12 protein-coding genes are annotated in these 17,306 nt (G+C 45.6%); 3 read left to right on the top strand and 9 right to left on the bottom strand.

The genetic code is table 11. From position 1 onward, the window contains the following. The first annotated feature begins 16 nt into the window (after positions 1 to 16). Positions 17 to 2,605: an ATP-binding protein gene (locus F3J22_RS03695; protein ID WP_167014415.1), complete on the top strand. Its 2,589-nt coding sequence runs from the start codon at positions 17 to 19 to the stop codon at positions 2,603 to 2,605. Here F3J22_RS03695 and F3J22_RS03690 read toward each other — a convergent pair. The 8 genes from F3J22_RS03690 to F3J22_RS03655 all read right to left on the bottom strand — a co-directional run bounded on the left by F3J22_RS03690 (position 2,602) and on the right by F3J22_RS03655 (position 11,564). Continuing rightward, on the bottom strand, positions 2,602 to 4,308 hold the full coding sequence (locus F3J22_RS03690; protein ID WP_167014413.1) for an ATP-binding protein: 1,707 nt from the start codon (positions 4,306 to 4,308) through the stop codon (positions 2,602 to 2,604). The two genes, F3J22_RS03695 and F3J22_RS03690, sit on opposite strands and share 4 nt — an antisense overlap. After that, complete coding sequence (locus F3J22_RS03685) at positions 4,305 to 5,429, bottom strand: sensor protein KdpD (protein WP_167014411.1); 1,125 nt, start codon at positions 5,427 to 5,429, stop codon at positions 4,305 to 4,307. Before F3J22_RS03685 ends, F3J22_RS03690 begins: the two co-directional genes overlap by 4 nt. A gap of 9 nt (positions 5,430 to 5,438) precedes the next feature. Further along, positions 5,439 to 6,524, bottom strand: a complete 1,086-nt coding sequence (locus F3J22_RS03680; protein WP_167014409.1) for a porin — start codon at positions 6,522 to 6,524, stop codon at positions 5,439 to 5,441. A 100-nt stretch (positions 6,525 to 6,624) separates the two neighbouring features. Then, the gene (locus F3J22_RS03675; protein ID WP_167014407.1) at positions 6,625 to 7,188 is read right to left on the bottom strand and encodes a K(+)-transporting ATPase subunit C; all 564 of its coding nucleotides are present in this window, start codon (positions 7,186 to 7,188) and stop codon (positions 6,625 to 6,627) included. 25 nt (positions 7,189 to 7,213) lie between these two features. Continuing rightward, a complete protein-coding gene (kdpB, locus tag F3J22_RS03670) occupies positions 7,214 to 9,259 on the bottom strand; it encodes a potassium-transporting ATPase subunit KdpB (protein WP_167014405.1) in 2,046 nt (681 codons plus the stop codon). An 11-nt stretch (positions 9,260 to 9,270) separates the two neighbouring features. After that, a complete protein-coding gene (gene kdpA, locus F3J22_RS03665; protein WP_167014403.1) occupies positions 9,271 to 10,989 on the bottom strand; it encodes a potassium-transporting ATPase subunit KdpA in 1,719 nt (572 codons plus the stop codon). A 24-nt stretch (positions 10,990 to 11,013) separates the two neighbouring features. Then, positions 11,014 to 11,091, bottom strand: coding sequence for a potassium-transporting ATPase subunit F (locus F3J22_RS30800; protein ID WP_167018300.1), 78 nt, complete (start codon positions 11,089 to 11,091; stop codon positions 11,014 to 11,016). A gap of 116 nt (positions 11,092 to 11,207) precedes the next feature. Continuing rightward, positions 11,208 to 11,564 (bottom strand): hypothetical protein, encoded by a 357-nt coding sequence (locus tag F3J22_RS03655; protein WP_167014401.1) that lies wholly within the window; start codon positions 11,562 to 11,564, stop codon positions 11,208 to 11,210. A 291-nt stretch (positions 11,565 to 11,855) separates the two neighbouring features. Here F3J22_RS03655 and F3J22_RS03650 point away from each other — a divergent pair, with 291 nt between their 5' ends. Further along, positions 11,856 to 12,755 carry a lipopolysaccharide assembly protein LapB gene (locus F3J22_RS03650; protein WP_167014399.1) on the top strand — a complete coding sequence of 300 codons (900 nt, stop codon included), beginning with the start codon at positions 11,856 to 11,858 and terminating at the stop codon, positions 12,753 to 12,755. Positions 12,756 to 12,764: 9 nt separating this feature from the next. After that, positions 12,765 to 13,301 carry a metalloprotease family protein gene (locus F3J22_RS03645; protein ID WP_167014397.1) on the top strand — a complete coding sequence of 179 codons (537 nt, stop codon included), beginning with the start codon at positions 12,765 to 12,767 and terminating at the stop codon, positions 13,299 to 13,301. Between the two features lie 66 nt (positions 13,302 to 13,367). Here F3J22_RS03645 and F3J22_RS03640 read toward each other — a convergent pair whose 3' ends face one another. Next, positions 13,368 to 17,102, bottom strand: a complete 3,735-nt coding sequence (locus F3J22_RS03640; RefSeq protein WP_167014395.1) for a DEAD/DEAH box helicase — start codon at positions 17,100 to 17,102, stop codon at positions 13,368 to 13,370. Between the last annotated feature and the right edge of the window lie 204 nt (positions 17,103 to 17,306).

The raw sequence follows: 17,306 nt of genomic DNA, 5'->3' as shown, positions 1-17,306 counted from the left end.
GTGAACACACCACTACATGAAAAAAATTGTTAATAGCGTGATCTGGCTGTTTGTAACCATAGGGATGATACTCTGTGTTCTGTTGTATTACTCGTGGCATATCCGGCAACGTGTGCACATAACCGCCACCATGGCGCGCAAAAGCAGCAACACAGACACTGAACTACTGGCAGCCCTCCAAAAAAATGAGCTCTATACAGAATACAGCTTCTGGTTCATCCTCTTTGCGGTATGCGTGGCCATCGTTTTCCTCTGCGTCGAAGGCCGATACATCTCCCTGCGCTTCGCCCAGCTGAGAGACAGAAGCAACCGGCTGTACAAAAGTTCCCAATCCTACAAAAGACTGGCACAACAAGCCGGCCCTATCATGTATACCTCCACGCCGGAAGGATATTTCAGCTTCGTCAGCAGCCGCGTAGAAGAAATTACCGGCTACACCGCCGAAGAAGTGACCGACCAGCACTACTCCATGTTCCTGGATACCCGCACCTTTAACCGCCTGGAAAATTTCTATTCGGAACAAATGCGTGGTCACCAGGACTATTCCTCTATCCAGTTTGAAATCATCACCAAATCAGGCGAGCGCAAATGGGTAGAACAGCTGGTGTCTGTTGTCAGGGATGATTTCGGCCATGTAACTGAGTTTCAATGTATCGTAAAAGATCTTTATTCCAGCGGCGGAAGCGATTATAACGTAGATTATATCCGGGAAAGACTGGAAGCAGTCATCGACTTCACGCCTTCCCTGATGTTTATCAAAGATATGTCGGGCAGGTACCTGCTGGTAAACAAACGCTTTTCAGAAGTGCTGCAAACGCCCAGAGAAGCCATTATCGGCCGCATAGACGAAGATCTCGACTTCCCCTGGGTAGAACGCTACGCCCACATGGACTCGCATGTAATCTCTGCCGGTACCCCCATTGATCAGGATGATGCCTTTGAGTTTGAGGGCCAGACCCTGTTTTTCAATATGACCAAATTCCCCTTGCGTAATAGTTACGGGGAGATGATCGGCATTTGCGGTATCGCCCACGATGTGACCGATAAGAAAAACAGTTACCGCGAAATGGCCAGGGCAAAGCACTTAGCCGAAGAAGCCCGCAGGGCACAGGAAATTTTCCTGGCCAACATGAGCCACGAAATTCGTACGCCCATGAACGGTATCCTGGGCATGACAGGCCTGCTCCTTCAGGACCCACGGCTGCATGGCAACCAACAGGAATTCATTACTGCCATTCAAACCTCCGCAGCTAACCTGTTGGTTATCATCAACGAAATACTCGATTTCTCCAAAATAAAAGCGGGCAAACTCAACCTGGAAGAAAAACCTTTCTACCTCGGAGAAGAGATTGAAAACGCATTGTACACCCTGAAACACCAGGCACAGGAGAAAGACCTGGTATTCATTACAACACTGGATGAGCATCTACCTGAAATAATTATAGGGGATAAGGTGAGACTAATACAGGTATTGGTAAATCTGGTAGAAAACGCCATTAAATTCACCGGCCCCGGAGGAAGCGTGAACGTACACCTATATCCGGCATCAATAGGAAAAGAGAAAATTCGTTTAGCCATTGATGTTGCAGACACCGGCATTGGCATTGCCCCTGAAAAACAACTGCATATATTCGAAAGCTTTACTCAGTCGCACGGTGATGATAACCGGACCTTTGGTGGCACAGGCCTGGGACTGGCCATCTGCCGGGAGCTGGCAGAAATGCAGCAGGGAAGCATCAGCGTAGAAAGCAAGCCAGGAGAAGGTTCCCGCTTTCATGTAGAAATTCCTTTTAACTATGATAATACCCTGGCAACCGAAATGGAGAAAACACCCGTTTTCCCGAAAAACTCAAAGCCTTTGCTGGGGAAATCCATACTGATAGTAGAAGATAATCTTATCAATCAAAAGGTGGCCTATCATGCGCTCAGCAATGCAGGCGCCCGGGTAGCCATCGTGGATAATGGCCGCACCGCAGTGGAACTGGTATTGATGCAATCCTACGACTGCATTCTGATGGACATACAAATGCCCGGTATGGATGGCCACGAGGCCACACAACTCATGAGAAAAAATGGCGTTACCGATGTCATCATTGCCATGACCGCCTCCGCACTCAAAGGAGAAAAAGAACGTTGCCTCGAATCAGGAATGAATGACTATATTTCAAAACCCTTCGAAGCGGATGAACTCTTCACCAAAATATTAAAAGCCACCGGCTCCCCGACGCTACAGGAAATCCCTAAAACTCAAGTGAAGCATATGTCTTCCTATAATATCGACTTTCAGTACCTACGCTCCAAAATAGGACTGGAAGACCATGAAATAAACGACCTCCTGGTAGATATGCAGGCCGATTTCCCGGAGAAGCTGGAAATGCTGCAGCAGTCCGTACAATCGGAAGACTGGCAGAATGCCTTTATTATGGCGCATCAGCTGAAAAGCTGCTTCTCCCTGCTACAACATACCGAAGCGGTCAGACTCTCCCTGAGTATCGAAATGGATACCCAGAGCCGTGAAAATCTATCGTCGGTACCGCATCGTGTAGGCAAGCTCGTTAGTATGTACCAGGAAATACTACCGGCGTTACAAACCGCTACATCCTAAGCGGCCGGTAAGGTAAAATAGAAAGTACTGCCTTTCCCTTCTTCGCTGGTAACACCGATTTTACCGCCCTGCGCTTCAATAAACTCTTTGGAAATCGCGAGTCCGAGCCCGTTCCCTTTGTCGCCACTGCCGCCCGGCACCTGGAAAAACCTTTCGAAGATTCTGCTGGTAAACTCAACAGGGATTCCTTTTCCTTTGTCCTGCACAGAGAACAATATCATTCTGCCTTCGGCTGCCATCACGTTTAAAGCTATAGCCGATTTAGCCGGCGAATAGCGAATGGCGTTGGTCAGGAGGTTTACCAGTACCCAGGCCGACTTTTCCACATCTGCCAGTACTTTTGGCAATGTTTCCGGCACATCTGCATCAATAGAAATTTCCCTTTGCGCCGCCTGCTTCCGCACGGTATCCATGGCGTATTGTACAATGTTCTGTGCCGGCACAGATTGCGGTTGCAACTGTATATTGCCGCTTTCCACCTGCGAAAGATCAAGTAACTCGCCCACGATTTTGATCATGCGCCTGTTATCCTGTTTGAGACTGTCTACCAGTTCTTTTTGTTCTTCAGAGAGATGACCAACGCGATCATCTTCCAATAACTTCAGACTAAAATCAGAAGACGCCAGCGGCGTTTTTAGTTCATGGGAAATGGTAGCAATGAAGTGGGTCTTAGCCAGGTCATGCTCTTTGAAAGAGGTAATATTTTTCAATATAACGACATAGCCTATACGTTCATTTTCGTGTTTAATATCAGCTACTTCTCTCGTGAAGAAAGATTCTTTTCCATCAACCACAATTTTTATCGGTGTATTCTCCTGGTTATTAACAAGATATTTTAGCAGATCATTGTATTTACCGGCATCTTCGGCAGATTTGCCTACCACATCTTTCTCCTGCATACTAAGTAGCTGCAAGGCTTCTGCGTTGGCAAACAGGATGGTATTCTTTATATCAAAGCCAATGGTGGCGTCTTTCAGGCTACTAATTACGGCTTCTGCGCGCTGTTTCTCGAACATGATCCGCGCGATATTACTATGCTCATAGTCATCGAGGCGCTGGGCCATGGTATTGAAGGCATTGGCAAGGTCGCCGAATTCATCATTGGAGGAAAAATGTAATCGTTTGCTGTATTGCTTATTGGCAATGCTTTTGATACCTTCCGTCAGCTCATGGATAGGGTTGGCGATATATCCGGGGAAATTATATACGAAGGTGAGTCCAACGAGAAAACAGACACAACTGATAATTGCGATATACCATAACGCCCTGTCTGCCGCCATTTTCACCGTTTCATTCTTACCTACGATCGCGTTCATGTTGAGGTCCATGATGGTGTAGATATTGGCTTTAATGCCGGCAACATCAGCAGGGGAGTAGGTAGAATCGTTCTGGATATGCGCAAACAAAGCAGCCACCTTAGCGGTGGCATCCTTTTCTCCACGTTCGGTAACGTTGATTTGTTGTTTTTCCAGATTTTTTTCAAACTCCTGCACACTGTGCGCCTTATTGGTAGGTAGCTCCTCCAGTGCTACCAGCATATTTTTGGCATATTCCAGCGATTCGTAGTTATCCTTCAGGATGATTTTAGCTTTTTCGTTCAGGCGGCTCAGGTAGTAATAACCCAGCACACTAACCACCAGCAACATGATGTATAAAAACAGCACCCCCAGGGTTATCTTCGTTTTGAGTCTAACTTTACTCATGACAGTATGATGAGGTCTATATCATTATTAGATAATGTTTTCAACAGCTGATTGAACAGGTTTGTCCGTAAGATAATACGAAACAGGCTCAGGTGCGGCTTCCCGATACAAACAGTGGTAACATGTTTCTCCAGTGCAACATTAATGATTGTTGTTGCGATATCGGCACTATGTTCCTGTACAACTTCCGCACCCAGTTCTGTAGCCAGTTTCAGGTTATTAATAAGATGTCGTTGTGATGCCAGCTGGATCTTATCTGCACTTTCACTCGGGGTCTGCACGTATATCACCAACCAGTCTGCATGATAATAGGCTGCGAGCCTGGCTGTTTTACGGATTACTTTTCTTGCGGTTTCGTCGTTGGTAGAGATACAGGCCAGGAAAGTCTCATGGCGCATCTGCTGACTTCGGGGCACTTCTATTTCAACTTTTCTTTCAACCTGGTTGGTCACTTCTTTCAGCGCCAGTTCACGCAGCTGAAGGATTCGTTCCGGCTGGAAGAAGTTGCGCAAGGCTGTTTCTACCTTTGATTTATCGTAGATCTTACCTTCTTTGAGGCGGGTAATGAGTTCGTCGGCGGTGAGGTCAATATTTACGACCTCGTTGGCCATTTGCAGTACGCTATCGGGTATACGCTCCTGCACTTCTACGCCGGTAATGGCTTTTACTTCCTGGTTGATGCTCTCAATATGCTGAATATTAACAGCAGAAATCACATTAATACCAGCATTCAGTATCTCCACTACATCCTGCCATCTTTTTTCATTTTTACAACCGGGAATATTTGTATGTGCCAGCTCATCGATCACCACCCATTCCGGCGACAGCAGCAGGATGGTGTTCAGGTCCATTTCTTCCAGCAGCTTTCCTTTATAGAAGACATGTTTCCTGGGGATAACCGGCAAGCCTTCCAGCAGGGCGTGCGTCTCCGCACGCCCATGGGTTTCTATGTAGCCTATCTGGATATTGACATTATTACGTAGCATCGCATGTGCTTCCTGCAGCATGCGATAGGTTTTGCCTACGCCGGCACTCATACCGATGTAGATTTTGAATTTGCCCCGGTCTGTTTGCCGGGCAAGATTCAGGAAATGCGCTACGGAACTTTCTTTTTCTGTCATGATAACATTTTAAAACCAGACTGCCAGTGATGCAGTGATGGCGCTGTTGGTATTAGTGGGATTATCGCTTTTATAAAATGTTTTGTCCCTGCCATCAAACAATCTTCCTTCCAGTCTGAAAACGACATTATCTACCGGCGAAAAATCAGCATTCAGGGAATATCCTAAAGTCTGAAAGCCGTTGGGTGTATTGGTAGCGATGATTACACCGTCTTTGTCGTTGTAGTATTCCAGGCGTCCGGCCATAGCGAATTTGGGTGTAAAAGCATACTTCGCAATCGCGATAGGACTATACCAGACGGAGTAATCGGATGACCCTTTTTCTTTCTGTTGTAAGCCATAGTCTATACCTGCGATCAGACTGAATTTATCCGTGATATTGAATGTTCCGTAAAGGTCGTTAAAGTATCTCATTTTACGGGTGCTGTCCGGAAAATCATTTCCGATATAGGTGCTCCAGTTTAGCAGCACATTATCGGAGGGCTTAAAGGTAATCTGAGTACCGAAGGCAGGGGTCTGGTTACCATCTACTTTACGGATGCGCTGCCATCCGTTGAGGTACATGGCTGCAAAAGACCAGCGGTCATTTGGCGACCAGGTAATTTTTGCACCGGCTTCATAGTAGGGCGTATTCTCCGCCATGATACTACGTGTAAGTGTGAAACAATCTTTCCCTATGGCGCTTTCAAAGCCAATGTGGGAAGGCATAATGCCGGCATCTACCCAAACCTTTGGCGCTATACGAATACCCACATTTGCTTCATAAACATATCTTAATGCTTCTGGTTCAGCTGCCAGGTTATATTGGGGATAAGTCCCGGCCATGAGCCCAACATTAGCCCTGACACGGCTGCTGCTGTAATTGGCTTTTACCATGGCCAGGTTGATATTTAGTTCATTATGTCTGCTGAAATTATACAGAAATCCAGGGGCCATATGGTTGGATGGATTGCCAGTGTTATAGCTGTAATAAGCCTCTGCATATCCGGAGAAGGTAATTTTTCCTTTTTCATTTCCCGTAGTTTTAGTAGAGTCCTGGGCATAGCCTGTCAGTGCCGCGGATAACAGCCCCGCAGCCAGTAATACTTGTTTCATTTTGAGTCTTTTAGAAAATCAGGTCAAATGGAGGCTGTAAATGTCCCCCCGCCTTTGCAGGCGCGGGGAGTATACAGCATGGTTTTCCTATATGATAGCATTATTTCAATTCGTCTAACGCAACGTTCAGTTTGAGCACATTTACAGTGGCAGGGCCGAACATACCCATTACAGGAGATTTAATATTGGCCGCTACGAGCTGATTAAGCCTGTCGGCAGGGATATTGCGCACCTTGGCAATACGTGCCACCTGGATATAGGCAGCAGCTGGCGACAACTGAGGGTCCAGTCCACTCGCAGAAGCGGTAACGAGTTCCGCAGGGATGTCTGACTTTTTCACATCAGGGTTATGCACCAGAAAAGTGTCGATACGCGCCTGTACAATCTTCAGGTAATCAGCATTATCAGCGGATTTATTGGAGCCACCGGAACCGGCAGCGTTGTAATCCACCGCAGAAGGGCGACTCCAGAAGTATTTATCTTCTGTAAACTTCTGACCTATCTGCTCATAACCCACTACTTTTCCATTATGCATGACCGTTACACCATCCCCTTTACCAGGAGCGAGTTTCGCAATACCTGCCAGCAGCAGGGGATAGAGTCCGCCCAGCAGGACAACCAGCAGGAGCGTAAGTTTTATGGATGGCAAAAGATATTTTTTCATGACTTTTCTTTTAAACATTAATCATCTACATAAACAATGCAATCAGCATATCTATGATCTTAATTCCGATGAAAGGCGCGATGACACCTCCAACACCATATATCAGGAGGTTTCTTCTCAGCAGTGCACTGGCGCCTATTGGCTTATAGGCAACGCCGCGCAGCGCCAGTGGTATCAGCATAGGGATAATAATCGCATTGAAGATAACCGCACTGAGAATCGCTGTTTCAGGACTGTGCAGCTTCATGATGTTAATACCTTGCAAAGCCGGTATGGAGGCCACAAAGAGCGCAGGTACTATCGCGAAATATTTGGCTACGTCGTTGGCGATGGAGAAAGTGGTAAGGGTACCACGTGTCATCAGCAACTGTTTACCGATTTCTACGATTTCAATCAGCTTGGTAGGGTCATTGTCTAAGTCCACCATGTTACCAGCTTCTTTAGCTGCCTGGGTACCGCTGTTCATGGCCACGCCCACATCTGCCTGGGCCAGGGCCGGCGCATCGTTGGTACCGTCGCCCATCATAGCCACCAGACGGCCTTCCTGCTGCTCCTTACGGATATAAGTCATTTTATCTTCCGGCTTGGCTTCTGCGATGAAGTCATCGACACCCGCTTTGGTAGCAATGTATTTGGCAGTAAGTGGGTTATCACCCGTTACCATTACTGTTTTTACCCCCATCTTGCGCAGACGCTCGAAACGCTCGCTGATACCAGGTTTGATGATATCCTGCAATTCGATAACACCCTGTACCTTACCATTCAAAGCTACAACCAGCGGCGTACCACCATCTTTGGCAATGGCTTCCACGCGTGATTTCGTTTCATCCGGGAAGCTGTTGCCCGCTCTTTCGGTCAGCTTCCTGATAGCGTCGAAAGCGCCTTTGCGGATCTTATTGCCATCAGGCAGATCGATACCACTGCTGCGGGTTTCAGCAGTAAATTTCACCAGCACACCACCGGAAGTATTCAGTTTACTTACGATGTCTTTTCCTGCCAGCTCCACGATAGACTTACCTTCCGGCGTTTCATCAGATAAGGAACTGATGGCACACAGCTGAATGAAGGTCGTATTGTCGATACCATTGGAAGGGTAGAAGTTAGTAGCCTTACGGTTACCGATGGTGATGGTACCTGTTTTATCCAACAGCAGTACATCTATATCACCAGCTGTTTCTACGGCCTTACCTGATTTGGTGATTACATTTGCACGCAGTGCACGGTCCATACCGGCAATACCAATGGCAGAAAGGAGTCCGCCGATCGTGGTAGGAATCAGACATACAAATAATGAAATGAAAGCGGCAATGGTTATCGGTGTGTTTGCATAGTCTGCAAATGGTTTCAGTGTTACACACACAATGATGAACACCAGTGTGAAGCTGGCCAGCAGAATCGTAAGTGCTATCTCATTCGGTGTTTTCTGCCGACTAGCTCCTTCCACCAGTGCAATCATTTTGTCCAGGAAAGATTCACCCGGCTCCGTGCTTACACGTACTTTAATATGGTCTGATAATACTTTGGTACCGCCTACCACGCTGGATTTATCACCACCAGCTTCGCGGATTACAGGCGCACTTTCACCGGTAATGGCAGACTCATCTATGCTTGCCAAGCCTTCTACTATCTCACCATCTGCCGGGATAATATCTCCCGGATCACACAAGAAGATGTCACCTTTTCTTAACTGGGAAGAAGAAACGATTTTTATTTCGTTGGTGAAGATTTCCCCGATTACTTCCACTTTTTTCGCCGGTGTTTCTTCCCTTGTTTTACGCAGACTTTCAGCCTGTGCTTTACCTCTGGCTTCAGCAATTGCTTCTGCAAAGTTGGCAAACAAAACAGTGAGGAACAGTATAACGAAAACGGCTATATTATAAGTAGCAGAACCCTGTTCTGTGTTGTGTGTAAACAATGCGTATAAAGCAACGATCAACATAACGGCTGTACCGATTTCCACGGTAAACATTACCGGGTTTTTGATCATCAGCTTAGGATTCAGTTTCACGAAGGACTGCTTCAGGCTTTCCATCACCAGTTCCCTGGGAAACAGTTTATTATCTTTATTCATTTTCTACTTAATTATTTATAAACAGAGAAATACTCAGCAATAGGACCCAGTGCCAGAGCAGGGAAGTAAGACAATGCAGTGAGAATAACGATTACTGCAAAAGTCATGGCGCCGAAAGTCAGGGAATCTGTTTTTAAGGTACCAGCTGATTCAGGTACATATTTTTTAGCGGCCATGATACCTGCAATTGCAACCGGCCCGATAATAGGCAGGAAGCGGCCAAGTATCAGTACAAAGCCGGTACTCACGTTCCAGAATACGTTGCCATCACCGAGTCCTTCGAAGCCGGAACCATTGTTGGCATTGGCAGAAGTATACTCGTACAGCATTTCAGAGAAGCCGTGATAACCAGTATTATTAAGCCATGCCCCCGGTTTTACCGCCCAGTTTACATCCGGATGATGTACCAGTATGTAAGAAGAAAAAGCAGTAAAGGCCAGGATCAGGAATGGCGACAGCAGCGTAATAATAGCAGCGATCTTCACTTCCCGGGCTTCGAGCTTATGGCCCATGAATTCAGGCGTACGCCCCACCATCAGACCAGAAATAAATACTGCGATGATCACGTAGATATAGTAGTTCAGGATACCTACACCACATCCGCCGTACAGGCAGTTGAGCATCATACCCAGCAGCTGCATCAGGCCGGAAACCGGCATCATACTATCATGGAAACCACAGATAGACCCGGTAGAGATAATCGTCGTCACAGTACTCCAATATGCTGTGCCGGCAGGGCCGAAGCGGACTTCCTTGCCCTCCATGGAGCCCGTTGGCTGTAGTATACCCATATGCGCGAGTACCGGATTACCTCCCATCTCCGCCTGCATAGTAGGTATCAGTAACATAATCATGCCTATGGTCATAATACCAAACATGACATACGCGAATTTCCTGCGTTGGATAAACATACCCAGCGCAAATACCATCGCGATAGGGATCACTACCTGCGCCACCATTTCGGTGATAAACCCAATGTAGTTAGGGTTTTCGAACGGATGTGCAGAGTTGGCGCCGAACCATCCGCCACCATTGGTACCCAGGTGCTTGATAGCGATAAAGCCGGCAGCAGGACCACGGGAAACGTTCACGGTGTCGCCCTGCATCGAAACAACAGTATCTTTTCCGGCGAAACTGGCAGGTGTACCATTGAAGATGAGGATAACGGCAATGAGTATACTAAGTGGCAGTAAAATGCGGGTGATTGTTTTCAGGAAGATATCCCAGAAGTTACCCAGTTTGGTAACAGATTTCTCTTTAAATGCCTTGAATACGACTATCAACGCAGCAATACCGGTGGCAGCACTTACAAATTGCAGGAATGCCAATACAAATAACTGTGTGAAGTAGGTTACACCCGTTTCTCCGGAATAGTGCTGGAGGTTACAGTTCACTACGAAGCTGATAGCAGTATTCCATGCCAGATCTGGCGACTGGCCAGGGTTTCCGTCAGGGTTGAGTGGCAACTTATGCTGAAACATCAATGCAAAAAATGCATACACCAACCACACCAGGTTGATCGTCAGCAATGCTTTCATGTGTTGTTTCCAGTCCATTTCCTCTTTAGGATCGATGCCGGAAAACTTGAAGAAGAGGCGCTCAATCGGCGACATAAAATCGGACCAAACCCTATCACCTCTGAATACTTTTACAATATATCTCGCAAGTGGCCAGGCTAGTAGCAGTGTTAGTCCATAGGTGGCGATAACGCCCAGAATTTCTGTATTCATTTTATAGTTAGTTAAATAGCAGCCTTAGAATTTTTCCGGTTTCAGTAATACATACACCATGTATAGGAATACCAGGATGGATAAGACGAAAAGTGCGGTCATAGCATTTAGATTTTTTCGAAGTAGTCAACAGATTTGAAGAAGAGCCAGAAGCAGGCCAGGCCCGCAATCAGCAACAGAATGGTAAGCAACATATATTTTCCTTTTTTAGTTAAACATTAAAGTGCGGATGTGCGGAGATGATGTCTGTGCAAACGTAAAAGTGTTACTGGCAGCAGCTCTTTCATATTAACATGCTGTTGTCTGGTATGCAGTAACGGTGATAACGTATAAACATAAACGCATTCAATCGCATTTTTCACTACCATACTTCCGTTATGATACAGCACCGCTGCCATGGTAAAGCAACGTCTTACTTCATCGAGTCTGCCCAATTGGATCATTTTCCTGGTGTAATCAGCAAAGCTGTGGATCACCTTACTCACTTTATCTCTGCCCGAATACAGCTGCATGGCTGATGACAGCCCGGTAATCTGGTTACCTATTAGCTGGGAGACTTTTGAATCTGGTAACATGGTAATATTGTTTTTTGTTCATATGGTAATGCCAGCGGAATGCCATTTCGGAAAAAATCGCGCTTAAACAAAATCAACAAATTGATTATCAATTATTTAATATGCAGATGATTATTTTTTAGGTAGATGATTGTTGCGGAAAACCATGCAGAAATGGAAGGGTCTATACTATTTCTGCATATGGAAATAGCATACTTCATTACAAGGAAAGTTGACGCAAAATGGTACATAGAGGTAATTAACGCGCTGAAATAAATAGGTATCTTGCCCTAAAATATATCCCGTATACCTATGAACGTTAATCCGGAATCAGTAGACCAGCCAAATGAAGAGCCGGTCACTACTCCAGTTTCTGAACAATCTCCCTGGACGCGCTATTGCGAAAACTGTCGTAGCCCTGAGGCTGAAAAAGGGTATGTAACCCCACTATGCGTAGCATGCAGGAAAGCATTCAGCCGATATCCAATCCATAAACATATTAAAGGAGCCGCTATTCTCGTCGGCATCATTATCGTTTATTCGTTGTGGCTAGTGCCAGAACGCCTACAAACTTATTTCAACTATGAGAGAGCGAAAAAGCTGATGACAGAACATCGCTTTCATTCGGCCAGGGCACTTCTGGAACCATTGATGGAACAGTACAACGACAACATGAAACTTCGTGTAGCCTACATGGAAGCAGCATTCAGGGATGGCGACTATGATGCAGCAGATAGCATTCACGACCTGATTGCCAATAGTTCTTTTGAAGATGAAAATGTACTCGCAGATGTGGATCGCATTATTAGTGAAAAAGGGTTTCTGTACATCCATGATGATTGTGTAAAACTGCTGGAAGCCAATACTGACAATGCCAAAATGGAACTACATCTTTTAGATTCAATGGTTAAAGTACATCCTGACGCTGTTGGATTAAAAACCACCCAGGCATATTATTATAACTATGTCGGCAATATTGAAACCTGTGATTCTATTTTTCTTCAGCTGTTAAAAGAATATCCCGGAAGCGTGGATATTCGTCGAAAGTATGCAGAAAGGCTGGATGAACGGGAGAAATATCAAGCTGCTGACTCCCTGTTTTCCCTTATCCTGCAAAGCTACCCTGAAGACCAGGAAGCATTGACATATGTACAAGCAAATTATGCCCGTAAGAGTAACGCGTACGTGGATTCTATTACTTCTCAACATTAAAATATTCTTATGTACTTTCTCCGGGGCATAATCATCTCTATTGTAACATTTCCGGGTGTGGTGATACATGAACTGGCACACCAGTTATTCTGTCGTTTATTTGGTGTAGCGGTATACAAAGTAACCTATTTCCAGTTGGCGAATCCTATTGGATTTGTACACCATGAAATACCAAAAAAATCTATCCACAGTTTGTTTATCAGCATAGGCCCGTTTTTCCTGAACAGCATACTCGGTATGGTGATTGCCTTTCCGGCAGTTATACCTGTTGCGCATATCGGTCATCTGACCTTTACTGATTACTTTCTGTTATACCTGGGTATAAGCATTTCCATGCATGCATTTCCATCTATCGGAGACGCTAATAATATCTGGGCAATTGTACGGCACGGGCCCAATACTCCAATGTGGCTGAAAGTACTGTCTTTCCCTATTGTATGCATTATATATGTGGGAGCACTAGGTTCTATTGTCTGGCTGGATCTGCTCTACGGCGCTGCCGTATCTATCTGGTTACCAATGGCTATATTGAGCGCTATGGTATAATAAAAAAAGGAAAGTTGATAACAGCCTAAGCCACTATCAACTTTCCTTTTTTCATTGTAAATATTATTAGCTGAAGAGATACAGCACGTCTTCTTTAGTGAGTTTCTTCACGAAGCCGTTATCATCAGCAATGATTTCTTTCACCAGCGATTTCTTTCTTTCCTGTAACTGCAGGATTTTTTCCTCTACGGTATCTTTACAGATCATACGATAAGCGAAGATATTTTTCGTTTGTCCGATACGGTGCGTACGGTCAATGGCCTGCTGTTCTACCGCCGGGTTCCACCATGGATCTACGATGTATACGTAATCCGCCGCGGTAAGGTTAAGACCCACACCACCAGCTTTCAGTGAAATCAGGAATACACGGCACTCATCATTTCCCTGGAAATTCTGAATGGCTTTTTCACGGTCCATTGTAGACGTGCTACCATCAAAATATTCGAAAGGAATTTTCAGATGTTGCAGGCGCTCTTTGATGAGCCCCAGCATACCCAGGAACTGAGAGAATACCAGCACCTTGTGGTTACCGATATTTTCAGCGATTTCGCGGGTAAGCTCATGCAGTTTTACAGAATGGTTTGGATACTGCTCGGTATCATTCAGGATAGCCGGGCTATCACAGATCTGACGCAGTTTCATCAAACCTTGCAGGATGGTCAGCTGTGAACGTTCCATACCCTGATCTTCAATAACACCAAGGATTTTAGAACGATAGCTGTTACGGTACGCATCATAGATATGGCGTTGTTCCGCGTCCATCTCACAGAAAATAACTGTTTCAATTTTTTCCGGTAATTCTTTCGCCACCTGTTCTTTGGTACGGCGAAGAATAAACGGATATATCAGCTTACGCAGATGTTCTTTTCTTTCCTCATCCTGGAATTTATCGATAGGCGTTGCAAACTCGTTACGGAAGAAGTCTACACTACCCAGCATACCCGGGTTCAGGAAGTTCATCTGTGCATAGATGTCGAAGGTATTGTTCTGCATCGGGGTACCACTCAGCGCCAGCCTGTTTTTGGTATGTAACAGCTGTGCGGCTTTGGTAACTTTAGACTGCGGGTTCTTGATTGCCTGCGACTCATCGAGTACAACATAATCGAATTCAAGTTTCATCAGCAGCTGCACATCACTGCGCAAAGTACCGTAGGTGGTAATGATAATATCAAATTGACCCAGTTCTTCCGCGGTTTTGAGTCGGGTAGGACCGTGGTGAATATGATGTGTTATTTCCGGTGTGAACTTCCTGATCTCATTTTCCCAGTTATAAATCAGGGTGGTAGGGCACACTACCAGTGTGGTACAATGGCCGTGTTTATTTTTGTAATACTGGATGAAGGTGAGTGCCTGGATGGTTTTACCAAGACCCATGTCATCAGCCAGGATACCGCCCCATTTGATCTCGTCGAGGTAGTTGAGCCACTGGAAGCCGCTTTCCTGGTAAGGACGCAGTTTTGCATGCAGGTTTTCCGGCAATGCGATGTTCCGTATCTCATCAAACTGCAACAGCTTTTTACGTTTCTGTTCCAGTTCAATTACTACCGCTTCATCATCAATAAACTCATAGAGTTCATCGATAACGGAGAAGTTATATTTACTGAGTTTAAGACCTTTATCCTTTTCTTCCCCAACTTTGAAGAGCAGGGAATATTTGCGGAGCCATTCTTCCGGCAGCAGCCCCAGGCTGCCATCGGCCAGCTGCACATAGTTTTGTTTATTGGCGAGTGCAGATTTAATATCCTTGATAGATACACGCTGATCGCCATACAATACTTCAATCTGAGCATCAAACCAGTCGATGCCGGAGCTGATCTGCAGATTGGTTACCGGCTTATGGGAACTGAATTTGAAATTCCGCAGGTTATCGAAGCCGAATACCCTGACATCCATTTCTTTCAGTGCGTCGAAGAAAAGGAAGAACCAGTTGTTTTTCAGTGCTTCTTTGGCGCGCAGGTAGAAATAGTTGTTATTATCTATCTGTGCAAAGTTGGTATGCAGCGTACGGAGTTTGGCTACAAACTCGTCTTCTGCTTCCTTGTTGCGGTGGATAACGATTACCTTATTGCCTTCCTGAACGGTGATTTTACTTTCATCATTCCATTCTACTTCCTGTCCGCGGTAGGCGAATCCAGGCTGGATAATGAAGGTTTCACCCATTTCTTTCAGGTAAACACGTGCTTCGGGTTTGATGTCGTGCACTTCCGCCAGGAGGCCGGTATCGAATTGGATATCGTACTGGCGGCTCATTGGCAGCAGGTAATCTTTAAGATATACCGGCCATTCCTTCGTAGGAATTTTCAGTTTATTATTCTGACGGAATAACTCAACATGTAAGGAGTCCTGCGGATTTTCGAACATATATACTACGTTCTGGTGCAGGAACAGCAACGGACTTTCCCATTCATTGCGGGAAACGTTGACTTCTTCCCCTTCTATGGACACGTAGCATTCTATTTCCACGTTGGAAGCAGTAGTACGTGTTTTGATGATCAGGCGAAGGCGTTCGGCGCCTAACTGAACAGGGACAAGGCTTTTAGTCTTGAATGCCTGTCTGTTTGGCAAGAGGAATATCAGTCCCTGTTCGGCCATTTGCGGAAACAGTTTGGCCAGTTTAGGGTGGAGATATTCCAGCATTAATTCTTTTGTTTCGGTGGGCAGTTCTTCTGCATTTTCGTGGGTAATATTTTCCCATATACCGGCAAAAGGAGAATTTTTGCTGAGGAATTTGCTTACTTCTGCGTTCTGGAGCTTACGCACGGGTGCGATCAGTTCCCTGTCTTTTTCCTTGAACTGGTAGAAATCCACATATTTGGATAAGTCCAGTTTGCTGGCGAGGGAAACGAAGGCGGTTTGCTCATCGTTTACCTCACCGGAAACGAGGTCCAGGCGGAAGTAAGGATATAATGTTTCGTTGGCATTGAAAACCGTTGCCAGACGCTGTGTTGCGGTGATAGTTTCATCAGCGGGGGCGGGGGCCGGAGCCTGCTGTCTGCCGATGGTGGTGCCATCTACTCTTTTGATGCTTGGGTCTAATACGCGCAGGAAAGGTTTCCCATCGGTATAGGTAAAGGTAAATTTACCTTCCAGGTCATCGCTGAGGGAGTAGCCGTAGAGGGAGAGGAGCTTATTTTTCTCTTTATCCCAGTTACGGAGTGTATCGAAGTAGAACGGCCCGTGTTTTTGCAGCAGCTGCAGGAACAGGGCGGTTTTATGAACACAGAGGGCATGTTCCGTTTCATCACAGGTACAATGCGTATCGAAGAACCGTTCTTCATTGCGTTGGATGATTAAAGGAAATTCCTCTTTGCCTACCTTGATAACAGCTTCCACTTTTTCATCTTTTGCGGAGATGATTTTTGCGGGATGTTCTTTAGCCAGCTTTTCTGCGTTGGCGAATATACCGCCAGAGGTAAGCAGTTTAATGGTTTTGAGGTCGATCGACTTCATTTTGATCAGCGTATGCTGCTGATCGAACTGTGTATCGAAGCTTTCGAACTGATTTTTGTCCAGCATTTCCTGGAGTTGGAAAAGGGCGGCTGCCTCGTGACGACAAATGTCTCCAAGGTTATAAGGACATTGGCAGCGGATGGACATACCTGATGTATCACCATATTTATTGATAGATACACGGTAAAAATTGGCATGAGTGTCGCTCTTCACGCGGAAGGTAGCTGATTTTAATACCGGGTCTGCCTCAATTAATTCGACACCACCGGTAGAAAATATACGCTTCCCCCTGCGGATCACTTCATCAGTGCCGTTGTTATAAACATATTTGAGCAAATGGGGTAGCGACATACTATCTCTTGTTGCCAGCTTTTATTTTACCAGCCGAAGGGTTAAAGTAAGAAAAAAAAGTCATCGGCGACTGGCAAAAAGGCAATCCACAAAAGTAAGCAGAAAATCCCTAATGAAAAAAGGTCATCTGCCCATCTCCGATAACATATCTTTTCTTTAAAAATAAGTAAAAAAGAGCATTCTAAACACACTGATTATCATTAA

The sequence above is a fragment of the Chitinophaga sp. Cy-1792 genome (assembly GCF_011752935.1).
Classification (GTDB): domain Bacteria; phylum Bacteroidota; class Bacteroidia; order Chitinophagales; family Chitinophagaceae; genus Chitinophaga.
The sequence above is the reverse complement of the archived record's forward strand: the minus strand, read 5'-3'. Positions and strand labels throughout refer to the sequence as shown.